This window comes from Agrobacterium sp. 22-209-1 (assembly GCF_053522485.1).
In genome coordinates this window covers 21,729-35,219 of the sequence record NZ_JBNWCH010000007.1, presented here as the reverse complement: position 1 = coordinate 35,219, position 13,491 = coordinate 21,729, and the positions used below count along the sequence as shown (strand labels likewise).

At 60.1% G+C, this 13,491-nt stretch carries 13 protein-coding genes; 4 read left to right on the top strand and 9 right to left on the bottom strand.

Going from position 1 to position 13,491, the window contains the following annotated elements; genetic code table 11:
- Positions 1-41 precede the first annotated feature (41 nt).
- A complete protein-coding gene (locus ACQZ48_RS16215) occupies positions 42-602 on the bottom strand; it encodes a TetR/AcrR family transcriptional regulator (RefSeq protein WP_191217343.1) in 561 nt (186 codons plus the stop codon).
- A gap of 109 nt (positions 603-711) precedes the next feature.
- Between ACQZ48_RS16215 and ACQZ48_RS16210 the strand changes: the two genes are divergently transcribed.
- The 4 genes from ACQZ48_RS16210 to ACQZ48_RS16195 all read left to right on the top strand — a co-directional run bounded on the left by ACQZ48_RS16210 (position 712) and on the right by ACQZ48_RS16195 (position 4,649).
- A complete protein-coding gene (locus tag ACQZ48_RS16210; protein ID WP_191217344.1) occupies positions 712-1,500 on the top strand; it encodes an SDR family NAD(P)-dependent oxidoreductase in 789 nt (262 codons plus the stop codon).
- Between the two features lie 51 nt (positions 1,501-1,551).
- Complete coding sequence (locus tag ACQZ48_RS16205; RefSeq protein ID WP_191217345.1) at positions 1,552-2,634, top strand: alkene reductase; 1,083 nt, start codon at positions 1,552-1,554, stop codon at positions 2,632-2,634.
- Between the two features lie 129 nt (positions 2,635-2,763).
- Positions 2,764-3,597, top strand: coding sequence for an alpha/beta hydrolase (locus ACQZ48_RS16200; RefSeq protein WP_321186463.1), 834 nt, complete (start codon positions 2,764-2,766; stop codon positions 3,595-3,597).
- Positions 3,598-3,647: 50 nt separating this feature from the next.
- A complete protein-coding gene (locus tag ACQZ48_RS16195; protein ID WP_448729035.1) occupies positions 3,648-4,649 on the top strand; it encodes an NADP-dependent oxidoreductase in 1,002 nt (333 codons plus the stop codon).
- 232 nt (positions 4,650-4,881) lie between these two features.
- On the opposite strand, the gene guaA is transcribed toward ACQZ48_RS16195, so the two are convergent.
- From guaA to ACQZ48_RS16155, 8 genes are all read right to left on the bottom strand, one after another.
- Positions 4,882-6,459 carry a glutamine-hydrolyzing GMP synthase gene (guaA, locus tag ACQZ48_RS16190; protein WP_077983759.1) on the bottom strand — a complete coding sequence of 526 codons (1,578 nt, stop codon included), beginning with the start codon at positions 6,457-6,459 and terminating at the stop codon, positions 4,882-4,884.
- A gap of 82 nt (positions 6,460-6,541) precedes the next feature.
- A complete protein-coding gene (locus tag ACQZ48_RS16185; RefSeq protein ID WP_137409635.1) occupies positions 6,542-7,180 on the bottom strand; it encodes a 5'-methylthioadenosine/S-adenosylhomocysteine nucleosidase in 639 nt (212 codons plus the stop codon).
- Positions 7,177-7,626: a PaaI family thioesterase gene (locus tag ACQZ48_RS16180; protein ID WP_077983757.1), complete on the bottom strand. Its 450-nt coding sequence runs from the start codon at positions 7,624-7,626 to the stop codon at positions 7,177-7,179. The genes ACQZ48_RS16185 and ACQZ48_RS16180 overlap by 4 nt, the downstream gene beginning before the upstream one ends.
- Before the next feature lie 135 nt (positions 7,627-7,761).
- Complete coding sequence (locus ACQZ48_RS16175; protein ID WP_137409636.1) at positions 7,762-8,214, bottom strand: TspO/MBR family protein; 453 nt, start codon at positions 8,212-8,214, stop codon at positions 7,762-7,764.
- A gap of 51 nt (positions 8,215-8,265) precedes the next feature.
- The gene (locus ACQZ48_RS16170; RefSeq protein ID WP_191217348.1) at positions 8,266-9,360 is read right to left on the bottom strand and encodes a DUF1513 domain-containing protein; all 1,095 of its coding nucleotides are present in this window, start codon (positions 9,358-9,360) and stop codon (positions 8,266-8,268) included.
- A gap of 4 nt (positions 9,361-9,364) precedes the next feature.
- Positions 9,365-10,486: an imelysin family protein gene (locus tag ACQZ48_RS16165; RefSeq protein ID WP_191217349.1), complete on the bottom strand. Its 1,122-nt coding sequence runs from the start codon at positions 10,484-10,486 to the stop codon at positions 9,365-9,367.
- Positions 10,486-12,009, bottom strand: coding sequence for a di-heme oxidoreductase family protein (locus ACQZ48_RS16160; RefSeq protein ID WP_142913721.1), 1,524 nt, complete (start codon positions 12,007-12,009; stop codon positions 10,486-10,488). Before ACQZ48_RS16160 ends, ACQZ48_RS16165 begins: the two co-directional genes overlap by 1 nt.
- Before the next feature lie 58 nt (positions 12,010-12,067).
- Positions 12,068-13,345: an imelysin family protein gene (locus ACQZ48_RS16155; protein ID WP_137409640.1), complete on the bottom strand. Its 1,278-nt coding sequence runs from the start codon at positions 13,343-13,345 to the stop codon at positions 12,068-12,070.
- Positions 13,346-13,491: the final 146 nt, after the last annotated feature.

The window sequence follows — 13,491 nt, the reverse complement described above, 5'->3', positions numbered from 1 at the left end:
GCTTGCGCTCCCGAAGGCGACTGTCTTCGCTCAGCCAGCTTTCAATTTGAGGAAGGATGTAACCCAGCCTCGATCCAGGCCCGCGTCTCTTCCAGGACTTCATCCGAAAGAGTGTCGTCGTCGATCGCGCGGGCAAGGATCACCGCCCCGACCATCGCAGCCCAGGTTCCTATAGCCGCGCGCCGCCGTTCCGACGCATTGATGTCAGGAAGAGCCTTCGCCATGCGCTCGATTTGGGCCTGAAGCCCGGCTGTCATGGCGGCGCGAGCCGCCGGTGTCTGATGGCGGATATCAGCTGCCAGCCCTGCCGTTGGACAGCCTCTGGCCGGGTTGTTACGATGCTTTGGTGCGAGATAGTCTTCGAGATAGGCCCGCAAATCGAGGGTGCCGCTTTCATCACCGGAGAGCGCATGAGCAATCGTTGCGGCAATGAGGTCATCCTTCGAGGTGAAATGGCCATAGAAACCACCGTGGGTGAGACCGGCGGCCTTCATCACCTCCGATACGCTGACTGCATCAAAACCCTTCTCGCGAAACAATCCGCTCGCCACGTCCAGAATGCGGCGCCGATTCTCGATCATCTGCTCTCGGCTGACCTTCATTTCAAAAATTCTCCACTGGTCCCATTGACATAATCATGACGGTCATCATATTTACGCAATCATGACGACCGTCATGAATATAGGTCCTAACCGAGCAGAGAGCAATCCCATGACCGCTACTCCTTCCGTTCTCATCACCGGAGCCTCCACAGGCATCGGCGCGATTTACGCTGACCGCTTCGCCCGTCGCGGCCACGATCTTGTCCTCGTTGCGCGCAATAGCGATCGCATGGAGGCCCTTGCGACCCGCCTGCGCGGCGAAACGGGGGTAAAGGTCGACATCATCCAGGCAGATCTGACCAAGCCGGCAGACCTTGCCGCGGTCGAAGCCCGGTTGCGTGACGACAGCAGCATTGGCATCCTCGTCAACAATGCCGGCACGGCGCTCGGAGGCAGCTTCCTCGATCAGTCCACGGATGAGGTCACCCGGCTGGTCGCGCTCAACACCACGGCGCCGCTGCGGCTTGCCAGCGCGGTCGCCCCTCGTTTCGCTGAGGCAGGCAGCGGCGCAATCATCAACATTGGTTCCGTCGTCGGCGTTGCGCCGGAATTCGCGATGACCGTCTATGGCGCCACCAAGGCGTTCATCCTGTTCCTGTCGCAGGGACTGAGCATCGAGCTCGGCCCCAAGGGCGTCTATGTCCAAGCGGTGCTTCCCGCGGCCACGCGCACCGAAATCTGGGAACATGCCGGTGCCGACGTCAACACCATGAGCGGTGTGATGGAGGTGGGTGAACTGGTCGATGCAGCGCTGGTTGGGTTCGACCGCCGCGAGCCGGTCACGGTCCCGCCACTGCCCGATGCCGTGCAATGGGATGCATTCCAGGCGGCACGCCAAGCCATGTTGCCGAATTTCGCTCAGACCCATGCGGCTGAGCGCTACCGGACCAAGGGCTGATTGGCTGCAATCGGTTCAACATTTCCAGTTTCCATAGAAGGGGATAACCCTATGACTGACAAGTCTTTCTTCGAGCCATACAAGCTCGGTTCCCTGCCTCTCTCCAATCGCATCGTGATGGCGCCGCTGACCCGCAACCGTGCCGGAGCCGGCCTGGTGCCTGGCGCGCTTGCGGCGGAATATTATGCCCAGCGCGCCAGCGCCGGACTGATCATCACCGAGGCGACCCAGGTCTCTGAACAGGCACAGGGCTATCAGGATACTCCCGGTCTCTACACGCGCGAACAGATCGCTGGCTGGCGCACGGTGACGGACGCCGTACACGCCAAGGGTGGACGCATCTTTGTCCAGCTTTGGCATGTCGGCCGCGTCAGCCACGTGGACCTGCTCGGCGGTAAGGCTCCCGTCGCTCCGTCGGCCATTCGTGCGGAAACCAAGACATTCGTGAACAACGGTTTTGCCGATGTGTCGGAGCCACGCGCTCTTGAGACCGATGAGATCCCCGGCATTGTCGAATCCTTCCGGCAGGCAGCCGCCAATGCCATCGAAGCGGGCTTCGATGGCGTCGAGGTGCATGGTGCCAACGGCTATCTGCTCGATCAGTTCTTGCGCGAGACGGCGAATACCCGGACCGACGCTTATGGCGGCTCAATCGAGAATCGCGCCCGCCTGCTGCTTGAGGTGGCCGAAGCCGTGTCGAGAGAGATCGGTGCTGATCGTACTGGCGTTCGCCTGTCACCGGTCTCGCCTGCGAGCGGCATCGTCCTCTCTGGCAACGAACAGCAGCAGTTCAATTACGTCGCGGAGCAACTCGACAAGCTCGGTATCGCCTATATCCATATCGTCGAAGGCGCGACGGGCGGCCCACGTGAGGCGACGCCGTTCGATTATGCAGCCTTGCGCCAGCGCTTTGGCCAAACCTTTATGGTCAACAATGGCCTGGACCTGACGCTTGCCGAGCTACAACTCGCCCACGGCGAAGCCGACCTCTTCGCATTTGGCCGGATGTTTATCGCCAATCCTGATCTGGTGGAACGGCTGAAAGCCGGCGCTGCGCTGAATGATGTGGATTTTACCACGCTCTACGGCGGCGGAGCCAAGGGCTACACCGACTATCCGACACTGGCCGACTGATGCCAGGCGGGCGGCGTTCGTCTGGGCCGCCGCCCGCCTACCGAGACCAACTGTTCTCTCAACTATCCGCTGCGTCAAAAACGGTAGCGTAGCATCCAGGGATAACCGACCATGGTCAATGACAACCGCATGTCTGATTGGAAAACTGTCCCGACCCAACATGTCCAGGCGCTTGACACAAGGTTTGCCTACCGCCGTCTTGGCCCTGCCACAGGTGTCCCGGTCGTACTCCTAAACCACTGGGCGGCGAACCTCGACAATTTCGACCCACGGCTGGTGGAAGGACTTTCGGCCGATCGCCCGGTCTACGCGCTCGATTATCGCGGTATAGGAACCTCGAGCGGCAAGGCGCCGCTGGCGATCAAGGATATGTCGCGTGACATGATCGCCGTCATTCGTGCACTCGGGCTGGTTCAAGTCGATCTGATCGGATTTTCCTTGGGTGGCTTCGTCAGCCAGCAGATCCTGTTCGACGCGCCCGAGCTGGTGCGGCGCGTCATTCTGGCCGGGACCGGGCCTGCCGGTGGAAAGGGTATTGTAAAGGTTGGAGCCGTTTCCTGGCCACTGATCTTCAAGGGCCTCGCCACGTTCCGCGACCCCAAGGTCTTTCTGTTTTTCACGTCCAGCGCCAATAGCCGCCGGGCCGCCAATGCCTTCGTTGCACGGCTGAGGGAGCGAAAGAGCGACCGGGACAAAACCGTCGGATTCGGCCCCATGCTTCGCCAGTTAAAGGCCATCAAGGCGTGGGGGCTCCAGCCCTCGCAGCCGCTTGAAACCATTCAGCAGCCTGTCCTGGTCGCGAATGGTGACCACGATATCATGGTGCCGAGCGAAAATTCGACCGACATGGCAGAACGCATTCCGCACGCCAAACTCGTCCTTTACCCCGACGCTGGGCACGGCGGCATTTTCCAATATCATGATGCCTTCCTGAAAGAAGCGAAAGCTTTCCTGGCGGGCTGATCCGCACGTCCCTTCAGATCACAATAACATTCTCTTCAAGGCAGAACACGATGAAAGCTCTTATCTTCAAACGTTATGGCAAATCGACCCAACCCGACTATGCGGACATGCCGCGTCCCGTCATTGGCCCTGATGAAATTCTCGTCCAGGTGCATGCCGTTGGGCTGAACCCGATTGACAACATGATCCCCAAGGGCACGTTCAAACCCGTGCTCAAGTTCGATCTGCCAGCCACGATGGGCAGCGATGTCGCAGGCATCGTGAAGGAGGTAGGAACTCGCGTGACACGGTTCAAAGTCGGAGATGCGGTCTTTGCCAGCGTCTTCGATCTTGGTCGCGGAACTCTGGCTGACTTCGTTGCGGTTCCTGAGCGCTTTGCAGCGTCGAAGCCGACCAACCTTGATTTTGTCGAAGCAGCGTCGATCCCGATGGTTGGCCTCACGTCCTGGCAAGCCTTCAAGGAGCGGGCAGGGCTGAAGGCCGGGCAGAAGGTCTTCATTCCCGCCGGATCGGGTGGTATCGGCACCTTTGCCATTCAGCTCGCCAAGCACCTCGGCGCCAAGGTCGGCACGACGACCAGCACGGGCAATATCGATCTTGTAAAGAGCCTCGGCGCAGACGAGGTGGTCGATTACAAGAAGCAGGAATTCGAAACGGTCCTGCGCGGCTACGACATGGTGCTCGGGACCATCCGTGGCGACGGCATCGAGAAGTCGCTACAAATCCTGAAGCCCAACAGCATTATTGTTTCGCTGATCGGCCCGCTTGATGCTGCCTTCGCCCGCGCGCGAAACCTCAATGCCGTGCTGCGCTTCGTCTTCAGCCTCATGAGCCGTAAGATCCTGCGCCTCGCGAAGAAGCGTGATGTCCGCTATTCTTTTCTGTTCGTCCATCCCGACGGCGATCAACTCGCGCAAATCGGCGGGATCATCGAAGCCGGTCACATCCGTCCTGTTATCGACAAGGTCTTTCCATTCGATCAGGCAAGGGAAGCGCTCGCCTATCTGGAAACCGGGCGCGCCAAGGGAAAGGTCGTCGTTCAGCTTGTATGAGGTCTGCTCAAGCCAGCCTGCTGCCGCTTAGGCGTCCGGAGCGCTTACATAGGACGCAATTGAAACAAGGTGCTGCGGGCTGGCACGCAACCGCTCTGCATAAGGGCGGCCAATCACGTACGACGTTCGGAAACCGCATAGCCGACATGCTGATATCTATCGCCATCAATCAGCATACCAAACCACCGATTCTGCGACGGAATATCCTGCAATATCCGAAACTACGCCGCCGTCACTCCCACTCGATCGTGCCGGGCGGCTTGCTCGTCACGTCATAGACGACGCGATTGATGCCGCGCACTTCGTTGATGATGCGGGTTGCTGCGCGGCCGAGGAAATTCATGTCGTAGGGATAGAAATCCGCCGTCATGCCGTCCACCGAGGTCACGGCGCGTAGCGCGCAGACGAAGTCATAGGTGCGGTAATCGCCCATCACGCCCACGGTCTGTACCGGCAGCAGCACGGCAAAGGCCTGCCAGATGGTGTCGTAGAGACCAGCCTTGCGGATTTCGTCGAGATAGATCGCATCGGCCTTGCGCAGAATATCGAGCTTCTCACGGGTGATCGCGCCGGGGCAGCGGATTGCGAGACCCGGACCTGGGAAGGGATGGCGGCCGATGAAGCTGTCCGGCAGGCCGAGTTCACGGCCGAGCGCACGCACTTCATCCTTGAAGAGTTCGCGCAGCGGCTCGACGAGCTGCATGTTCATGCGCTCGGGAAGACCGCCGACATTGTGGTGGCTCTTGATGGTGACCGAAGGGCCACCGGAAAAGGAGACGCTTTCGATGACGTCAGGGTACAGCGTTCCCTGCGCCAGAAACTTCGGTGCCCCCTTGCCATCGGCAGCGATCTTGGCCGCTTCGGCCTCGAAGACTTCGATAAACAGACGACCGATGGTCTTGCGCTTCACTTCCGGATCGGAAACGCCCGAGAGTTCACCAAGGAACAGATCGGCGGCGTCAACATGAACGAGCGGAATATTGTAATGGTCGCGGAACATGCCGACGACCTGCTCGCTCTCACCAAGCCGCATCAGGCCATGATCGACATAAACGCAGGTGAGCTGGTCGCCAATAGCCTCATGAATGAGGATGGCTGCAACGGAGGAATCGACGCCGCCGGAAAGCGCGCAGAGCACGCGGCCGGTGCCGACCTGCTCGCGGATCTTGCGGATCATTTCGGCGCGATAGGCGGCCATCGTCCAGTCGGATTTGAGCCCGACGATCTTGTGCACGAAGTTGGAAAGCAGCTTGCCGCCATCAGGCGTATGCACCACTTCCGGGTGGAACATGGTGGTGTAATAGTGACGCTTCTCGTCCGCGGCGATGGCGAAAGGTGCATTCTCGGAAGTCGCGATCACCTCGAAACCGTCCGGCAGCTTCGTGACGCGATCGCCGTGACTCATCCACACAGGATAGCTCTTGCCCTGCTCCCAGAAACCGTCGAACAGAGGGCTTGCCTTCTTGATGTCGATATCGGCGCGGCCGAATTCGGCTGCGTGGCCACCTTCAACGGTACCGCCGAGCTGGGTGCAGAGCGTCTGCTGGCCGTAGCAGATGCCGAGGATCGGAACCTTGCTGTCAAACACCGCCTGCGGTGCGCGCGGGCTTCCTTCCGCCGTCACGGATGCGGGGCCGCCGGAGAAGATCACGCCCTTGGGCTGAAGCTTCTCGAACGCCTCTGCGGCATTCTGGAACGGATGGATTTCGCAATAGACCCCGGCTTCGCGGATGCGGCGCGCAATCAGCTGCGTCACCTGGCTGCCGAAATCGATGATGAGAATGCTGTCGGGATGGGCTATCTGGGTCATGGCGAGCCTTTAAAGAAAAGCGGGGCTTTAGGCAACCCGGAAGCGGGCGGCAAAGGCGGAAATTTGCGAAAATCGCAAGGTTCTAAAGGGCGATCACGCCGTCCTCGATGGCGCGGCAGAGCCGGTCGACGGCATCCGCCAGCTTTTCATCGATGACGTGCAGGTATTCCGTCCAGTCGTCCACATGGTTCACATCCTCCTTGCCGTCGGAAATGCCGCGCAGACTGACGAGCGGTACGCCGAAGCGCTGGCAGGCTCTTAAAACCGCAAAGGTTTCCATTTCCACCATATCGGCGTCGATCAGCCCGTAGGCCTCGCCTGAAACGACATTGGCGCCCGTGGAAAGCCGCGCCTCGGCAATGTCCGGTATCCGCAAAGGCAAGGCCACTTCGGCGGGCAGATCGAGCAGCGGCGTGCAGCCCTTTTCGAAACCGAAGGCGGAGGCGTCCATGTCGCGATAGGAAACGGAAATGGCCTGATAGACGCCGGTTTGCTCCAGCGTCCGCGAACCGGCGGAACCGAGCGAAACGACGAGGTCCGGCAGGTGATCGGCCGCATCGAGACCGGCAAGAACGGCCGTGACTGCAATCGCCGCCTCGACCGGGCCGATACCGGTCATCAGCGGTGCAATGCGTGCCTGAAGATGGGGCCCGTATTCGGGGGAGGCCGCCATGACGAAGAGGACGGATTTATCCGCAACATGCGAAAGCCGGTAGCTCATCCGATAATATCCTCGCGACCCTTCACCACCATCATCGTGCCCGTCATGGAGGCGATCAGCTTTGCCGGCCCATCGGACAGGGCATAGGCACGACCATCCGCCACGATCAGATTGTTGCCGGGCTTGATGATCTCGCCGCGAAACAGGAACCGCTCACCGCGCCCGGGCGACATGAGGTTGACCTTGAATTCGATGGTCAGCAGCGAGGCTTCCGGCTCAATGATGGTATAGGCGGCATAGGTGCAGGCCGTATCCAGACCCGCGGCGATGACGCCCGCATGCAATATGCCGTGCTGCTGCGTCAGCTTTTCATGAAAAGGCAGTTCGATTTCCACCAGACGGTGTTCGATACGGCTGATCTCGGCGCTGATCGCCTGCACCACGCCCTGCCGCGCAAAGCTTCTTTCTATCCGCTGACGAAAATCGCCGGGATCCGTGATCTCCATGGCCTACCTGCCTGCTTCTGCCTCATCGCAAACTGACATGGCGCGTGGCGGCAGGCAAGGCAAGGGCGGTGCGGAGAATTAGAACATTTCCAGAAAAAGTGGAGCCCGGTTTCCTTTCGGGAATACGAAAACAGTCTAGTTGAGCATGCCTATGCTCGCATTCAATACCGTGGCAAAGGCGACCCATACGGCATAGGGCACGAAAAGCCACATGGATATGCGGTCACGGCGGTAGGTGAGCGCCACAAAGGCGACGATGCAGATCAGCATCGGAATGATGATGATGAGCGCACCTGCCGGGCTCTGCATTCCGAAAAAAATCGGAGACCACAGGAAGTTCAGCACCATTTGCGTGAACCAGAGCCGCATGCGCGTCCCCATCGGCTTGCGGATCCATGTCCGTGCGCCGGCAATGCCGATCAGCACGTAAAGCGCGGTCCAGACGGGCCCGAAAATCCAGTTGGGTGGATTGAAGAAAGGCTTCTGCAGCGATTGATACCATTCGCCGGGCACATTGTTGACGCCAATCAGCCCCCCCACGGCAACAACGACAACCACAAAAACGATATAGACGGCAAGGTTTCTCATAGTCCGTCCAATGCAAAGGGCGGGCTTTTGTTCCCCTTTCTTTTCAGTATTTTAGCTGGGCAAACGCACGATGTGCTGGTCCCACGCCACGTCGCTGCGCCGGGTTTCGAAAAATCCGTCATAGGAAGATACCGCAATGCCTCTCGCGGCGGGCGCGACGCCTGCCGCTTCTCGCACGGTCGTCTGGGAAACGACGCGCCCGGTTTTCGCATCCAGCGTCACGGCGGCGTTGCCGTTGGGCGAGGTCAGTCCCACCAGCCCATCGCGCCGGTTGACGGCAATGGCCCCGACATAATTGGCGAGACGCACCGTCGTTTCTTCCGGCAGATCGACGAAGGCCACATCCTCACCCTTGGAGAAATGGCCGACAAGCGGCGGAAGATCGTTGCGCGGTCCTTCATATTGACAGGCGAACCAGATACGGCCGTCATCGCCGAGATCGACATGACGGGTGGAAAGCTGCCGAAGCTGCTCCGGCATGGCGTGTTTCTGGATCAACTGCCCGGTCGTCGCATCCAGAAGCACGAGGGACGGCTGCATGCTGTCGATATTGAGCTTGGTTCGGCCGAAATCCGGATGGGTTTCGATGCCGCCATTGGCAATCACGATCAGCCGGCCGTCATCGCTTACCGTCATGTCATGTGTGCCGATGCCATGCGCATCATATTCGCCGATGCGGGCAAAGCCGTTGCGGGCGTCATAGAGACCGATAACGCCGCGATTGCCGTCGAAGTCGTTTTCGCTGGCGTAAAGGATCGCGCCATCGGGTGAGAATTGCCCGTGGCCGTAGAAGTGGCGGTTTTCCGGTGTGTGCATCACAATCGGTTCGCCGCGCCGCGCGGGATCGAAGGCCATGAAGAAGGTGCCGGGCCGGCGCGCAAAGGCAACGGTCATGCCGGTCGCATGGCTCGTCGCCATTCCATGGGCGCGGGCAGGAAGCGCGACGCGGTCGATGATCTCGCCGCCTTCGCTCACCGTCGCAATGCCGTAGGACCCGTCACGGGCGCGAAAGGCGGAAGCGAAGACCGCGTCCGCCCGTTCGAGCGCATAAAGTGAACGGGGAGCCAGCGCGGCGAGAAAGGGAGCTCCTGCCGCCTTGATGAAGCTGCGCCGATCTATCAGCATCCGTTTGGCGCCGGAGATCATCGGTTCAATCTCCATCGGCGAAGGAAAAGCCGGAACTGAGGCCGATCGCGCCGCCATATTGATCGTTCAGGCGGTAGATCAGGTCTTTGCCATTGAGCAGCAGATAATCCACCTTGGCGCGCTGATCGTCCTGATCCAGCGCTTTTTGCACATCCGTATCGATTGTCCCGGCAACGCGGATCATCGATTTGGCGATGAAATCGATGGAGTTGACGATGGAGCGCTGATCCGGCGGTACGAGTTCGACCATATCCGCCGTGTGCAGCAGGGTCTGAACCGCCTTGATATTGGTGGAAATGCTTTGCCAGGTCTGGCCGGAGCGCCAATAAATGGCGGTGCGGGGAAAACCTGCCTTGTCCGGTCCCTTGTAGAAGGTTTCGATTCGCTGGTCGCGGATGGCTTCGGAGCCGTGGACGAGAATACCGAGCAGGGCAACAAGCGCCTCGCGCTCATCACGAAAGACGGGGTTGTCCGCTCCGGGCTCCGTCCAGTTTTTCTGCGCACCGTCGGGCGCATTCCAGCTGTCGGAAAGTTCCGCCGCCACATTGGCGATATTGCCGGCGATAGCTGCGCCGTAGCGGCAGCGGAAATCACCTTTCCTGTCGAGCAGCTCTTCCGCTCCTGTTCCGTAAAGCACGAACTCAAGAGCGCCGAGCCCTTGCGCCGCAACGCTCTTGCCGCTGAGGCCGTCCGCACTCGTGACGCTTTCATCCTTTTCGGTGAGATAGCGCTGCACCTGTTTCAGCCCGAGACCCTTCTTGTCGGGGTAATAAAGCACCCGTTCGAAACGGTTCTTCTCAATGACAGGGCCGACACGTACGATCTCGATTGTCGACCAGCTTGACACCGTATCGACAAAGGCAGCCTTGGCAGCCGCCGCCGTCGTTTCCGAGGGAGCGGTGCAGAAAGCTTTCATGCGGCCTTCCAGCCTCTTCGCCGACTGCCGGAAGCGGTCATAGCCGGGACGGATAAAGCCGTTTACCGCCTTTTCCATCACACTCTGCACCTTAACCGGGTCGAGCGGCGGTGGCGGCATCAGTTCGACATCCTGCGCCCTCGCCGGAAGCGTGGTCAGAAGCACCAATACGGACATGACGCCGGAAATTTTTCGCATGGTATTTTTCATCAAAGGGACTCCAGAAAGGCCAGCAAAGCCTGCCGGTCGGATTTTTGCAAGGCGGCGAAGGCGTTTCGCGCTTTTTGCCCTTCGCCGCCATGCCACAATATCGCTTCCGGCAGGCTGCGCGCCCGGCCGTCATGCAGGTAAAAACCGTTGCCATTGACCTTTTGGGTGAGGCCTATGCCCCAGAGCGGCTGGGTTCGCCACTGCCGTCCGCTGGCTTCGCCCACCTGCTGGCCATCGGCAAGTCCTTCGCCCATGTCGTGCAGCAGAAAATCGGAATAGGGCCAGATCAGCTGGAAAGCATGCATGGGATCGGCGGCGTCGCGGCGGGTTACGAATTTCGGGGTGTGGCAGGCCGTACAGCCGGAGGCGTAGAAAAGCTGCTTTCCCTGCAGGACCGTCGGATCATCGACGTTGCGGCGGCGCGGCACGGCGAGGTTTTCGGTATAGAAGGTCACGAGATCGAGAACCGGATCGGGCGCCTCCACCGGCCCGAGCCTGGGCTGCACGCCGGTCGGCATGGCAAGACAGTCCTTCTGGGCCTCGGTGCAATCGCCATAGGCATTCGGCGCATCCGGCGTGGAAATGCCGATATCGTGGGAAAAGGCGCTGGCGCTCTGGTCGCGCACGCTCGCATTTTGCGCTTTCCAACCAAACCGCCCGAGTTTCACCTCGCCAGTGCGATGGTCTTTGACCCATGCGGGACGCCCGGCAATGCCGTCGCCATCGTTGTCGTTCGGGTCGGCCTTGGCCAGAATATCGGCCTCGGCAATGGCCTCAATCAGGCCCAGCCCGAGGGTGGGCATGGCAATGCGCGCTGAAAGCGCCGTGTCGGCGCCAAGCGGGCCATATTGCAGATTCGCCACGGCATAGTCGGGCTTGCGTAACATCACCACCTCACCATCCGCGAATTGAACCGGCTCTTCCCTATAGGTGATGACTGGCTTGCCTTCGGCTGCAAGGCCGGGAATGGCCAGGTTCTGAAGCTGCCGGCCATAGGTCTCATCGGGAAAATTCAGCACTTGGTGGCTGGCAATGGCCTGTCGTTCGGCTTCGTTGCGGGCCGGTCGCGCCAGCCGCAGAAACAGCGAGACGGCGTCTTCTCCGGCAAGGGGCGGTCGACCCCTGCCATCCTTGACATGGCAGGTCTGGCAAGAACGTGCGTTAAAAAGCGGCCCGAGCCCATCCGAGGCCTGTGTGGAAGAAGGGGAGGAGACCCAGAGCTTCTGGAACAGCGCATTGCCGAGCTTGAAATCCTGCTTTCGCTCGAGCGGCATGGTGGTGGAAGGATGTGAAAACGCGCCGCTGTCGGCTTTGCCGACACTTGTCGTCGCTCCGCCTGACATGGCCTCGAAAGGTTCCGGCCTGGTAAAATACGTCGTTGGCGCGGTCACGGCCAGTACGCGACTTCGATCTTTTTCCGTCAGATCGTCCCGCAGCGGTTCGGCAAGCGCCATCGACGCTGCAAGGCAGGCTGCCGCGGCGAAGAAGAATGGCTTGCGGATCGGCGGCGGCAAAAATTGCATGAAAACAAGGGTGGATGGAGAATAACGGGCCGCGGCGATCCACGGCCCGCTTTACCGCTTATTTGAAGACGGTGTTAGGATTGTCGAGGCTGTCGGAGCCTTCAAGCTCGATCTTGCCCAGATCGAGCGCCGCAATGACGCGTTCGACAGTCTTCGTCTGGTCGAGCAGGCCGTCGATGGCCGTCTGAACCACGGCGTTGCCTTCCTTGTTGCCCTCGCCGATCATCTGGTCATAGGCCTCGACGGTCTGCGCGCGCTTTTCCATCGCGTGCATGGCGTCGAGCGTCTTGTTCAGCTTCGCCAGCATCTCGTCGTTCAGAGCCTTGTCCTTGGCGCCGACCAGTTCAGACAGCGAGGCGCCCGTCATCTTCGTTCCGTCTGCGCGGGTGTAGTCACCGGTATAGGCCGAGGCGATGCCGATCGCGTCGTAAAGATGCGAATTGTAGGTGTTGTCGGAGAAGCAATCATGCTCTTCTTCCGGGTCGTGCAGCAGAAGGCCGAGCTTCATGCGCTCACCCGCCAGCTCGCCATAGGAGAGCGAACCCATGCCGGTGAGGATGGCGGTGAGGCCCGCTTTCGGATCGGCTTCCAATGTCTTCGTGGCTTCGCCCTCCGGCGCCCAGGCATCCACCATCTCCTGAAGATCCTTGATCAGCAGGGTCGAAGCGGATTTCAGGTAATCGGCGCGACGGTCGCAATTGCCGTTCGTGCATTTTGCTTTGTCGTAGTCGGTGTAGGGGCGGTTGCCTGCGCCCGGTCCGGTGCCGTTCAGATCCTGACCCCAGAGCAGAAATTCGATGGCGTGGTAACCGGTCGTGACATTGGCTTCGACATCGCCCGCCTCGTGCAGGCTTTCGATCAGCTCGGGGGTGATCTTGGAGGCGTCGACCTCTTCACCGCTGATCTTGATCTTCGGATTGGCGATGATGTTGGCGACGTAAAGCTCGTTCTCGTCGCTTTCCGTCCCGTAGGAGCCGTCGACATAGTCGATCAGGCCTTCATCCAGCGGCCAGGCGTTCACCTTGCCTTCCCAATCGTCGACGATCGGGTTGCCGAAACGATAGACTTCCGACTGCTGATAGGGAACGCGGGCCTTGATCCATGCTTCCCGGGCGGCTTTCAGGGCTTCTTCGCTCGGCGTTGCGATCAGCGCATCGATGGCCTTGTCCAGCGCCTTCGCCGTGGTCAGCGAATCCTCATATTTCGCATGCGCGACATCGGCGTAATGCTTGACGACGGCGGCCGCATCGGTGGCAGCCCGGGCGGGAAGCGCGGTGAAAACCGCAGATGCGGCAAGAAGCGCAAAAGAAGCGCTGAGAATGGTTTTGCGGATCATGATCCCTCTCCTTCGACAGGCGCGAAATGACTTCGCGCCGCGGCAAGCGAGTTCTGACCCAATCATAAACTTGTGTCAAACATTCTAGTTTAGAATGCTTAGAAACAAGACCCGGCGTCGTATTCCAAGAAAAATCGGTGCTTGCA

Excerpts from the sequence above, each read along its gene's own strand:
- ACQZ48_RS16215 (WP_191217343.1), bottom strand. The coding sequence starts at position 602 with ATGAAGGTCAGCCGAGAGCAGATGATCGAGAATCGGCGCCGCATTCTG.
- ACQZ48_RS16210 (WP_191217344.1), top strand. The coding sequence starts at position 712 with ATGACCGCTACTCCTTCCGTTCTCATCACCGGAGCCTCCACAGGCATC.
- ACQZ48_RS16205 (WP_191217345.1), top strand. The coding sequence starts at position 1,552 with ATGACTGACAAGTCTTTCTTCGAGCCATACAAGCTCGGTTCCCTGCCT.
- ACQZ48_RS16200 (WP_321186463.1), top strand. The coding sequence starts at position 2,764 with ATGTCTGATTGGAAAACTGTCCCGACCCAACATGTCCAGGCGCTTGAC.
- ACQZ48_RS16195 (WP_448729035.1), top strand. The coding sequence starts at position 3,648 with ATGAAAGCTCTTATCTTCAAACGTTATGGCAAATCGACCCAACCCGAC.
- guaA (WP_077983759.1), bottom strand. The coding sequence starts at position 6,459 with ATGACCCAGATAGCCCATCCCGACAGCATTCTCATCATCGATTTCGGC.
- ACQZ48_RS16185 (WP_137409635.1), bottom strand. The coding sequence starts at position 7,180 with ATGAGCTACCGGCTTTCGCATGTTGCGGATAAATCCGTCCTCTTCGTC.
- ACQZ48_RS16180 (WP_077983757.1), bottom strand. The coding sequence starts at position 7,626 with ATGGAGATCACGGATCCCGGCGATTTTCGTCAGCGGATAGAAAGAAGC.
- ACQZ48_RS16175 (WP_137409636.1), bottom strand. The coding sequence starts at position 8,214 with ATGAGAAACCTTGCCGTCTATATCGTTTTTGTGGTTGTCGTTGTTGCC.
- ACQZ48_RS16170 (WP_191217348.1), bottom strand. The coding sequence starts at position 9,360 with ATGATCTCCGGCGCCAAACGGATGCTGATAGATCGGCGCAGCTTCATC.
- ACQZ48_RS16165 (WP_191217349.1), bottom strand. The coding sequence starts at position 10,486 with ATGAAAAATACCATGCGAAAAATTTCCGGCGTCATGTCCGTATTGGTG.
- ACQZ48_RS16160 (WP_142913721.1), bottom strand. The coding sequence starts at position 12,009 with ATGCAATTTTTGCCGCCGCCGATCCGCAAGCCATTCTTCTTCGCCGCG.
- ACQZ48_RS16155 (WP_137409640.1), bottom strand. The coding sequence starts at position 13,345 with ATGATCCGCAAAACCATTCTCAGCGCTTCTTTTGCGCTTCTTGCCGCA.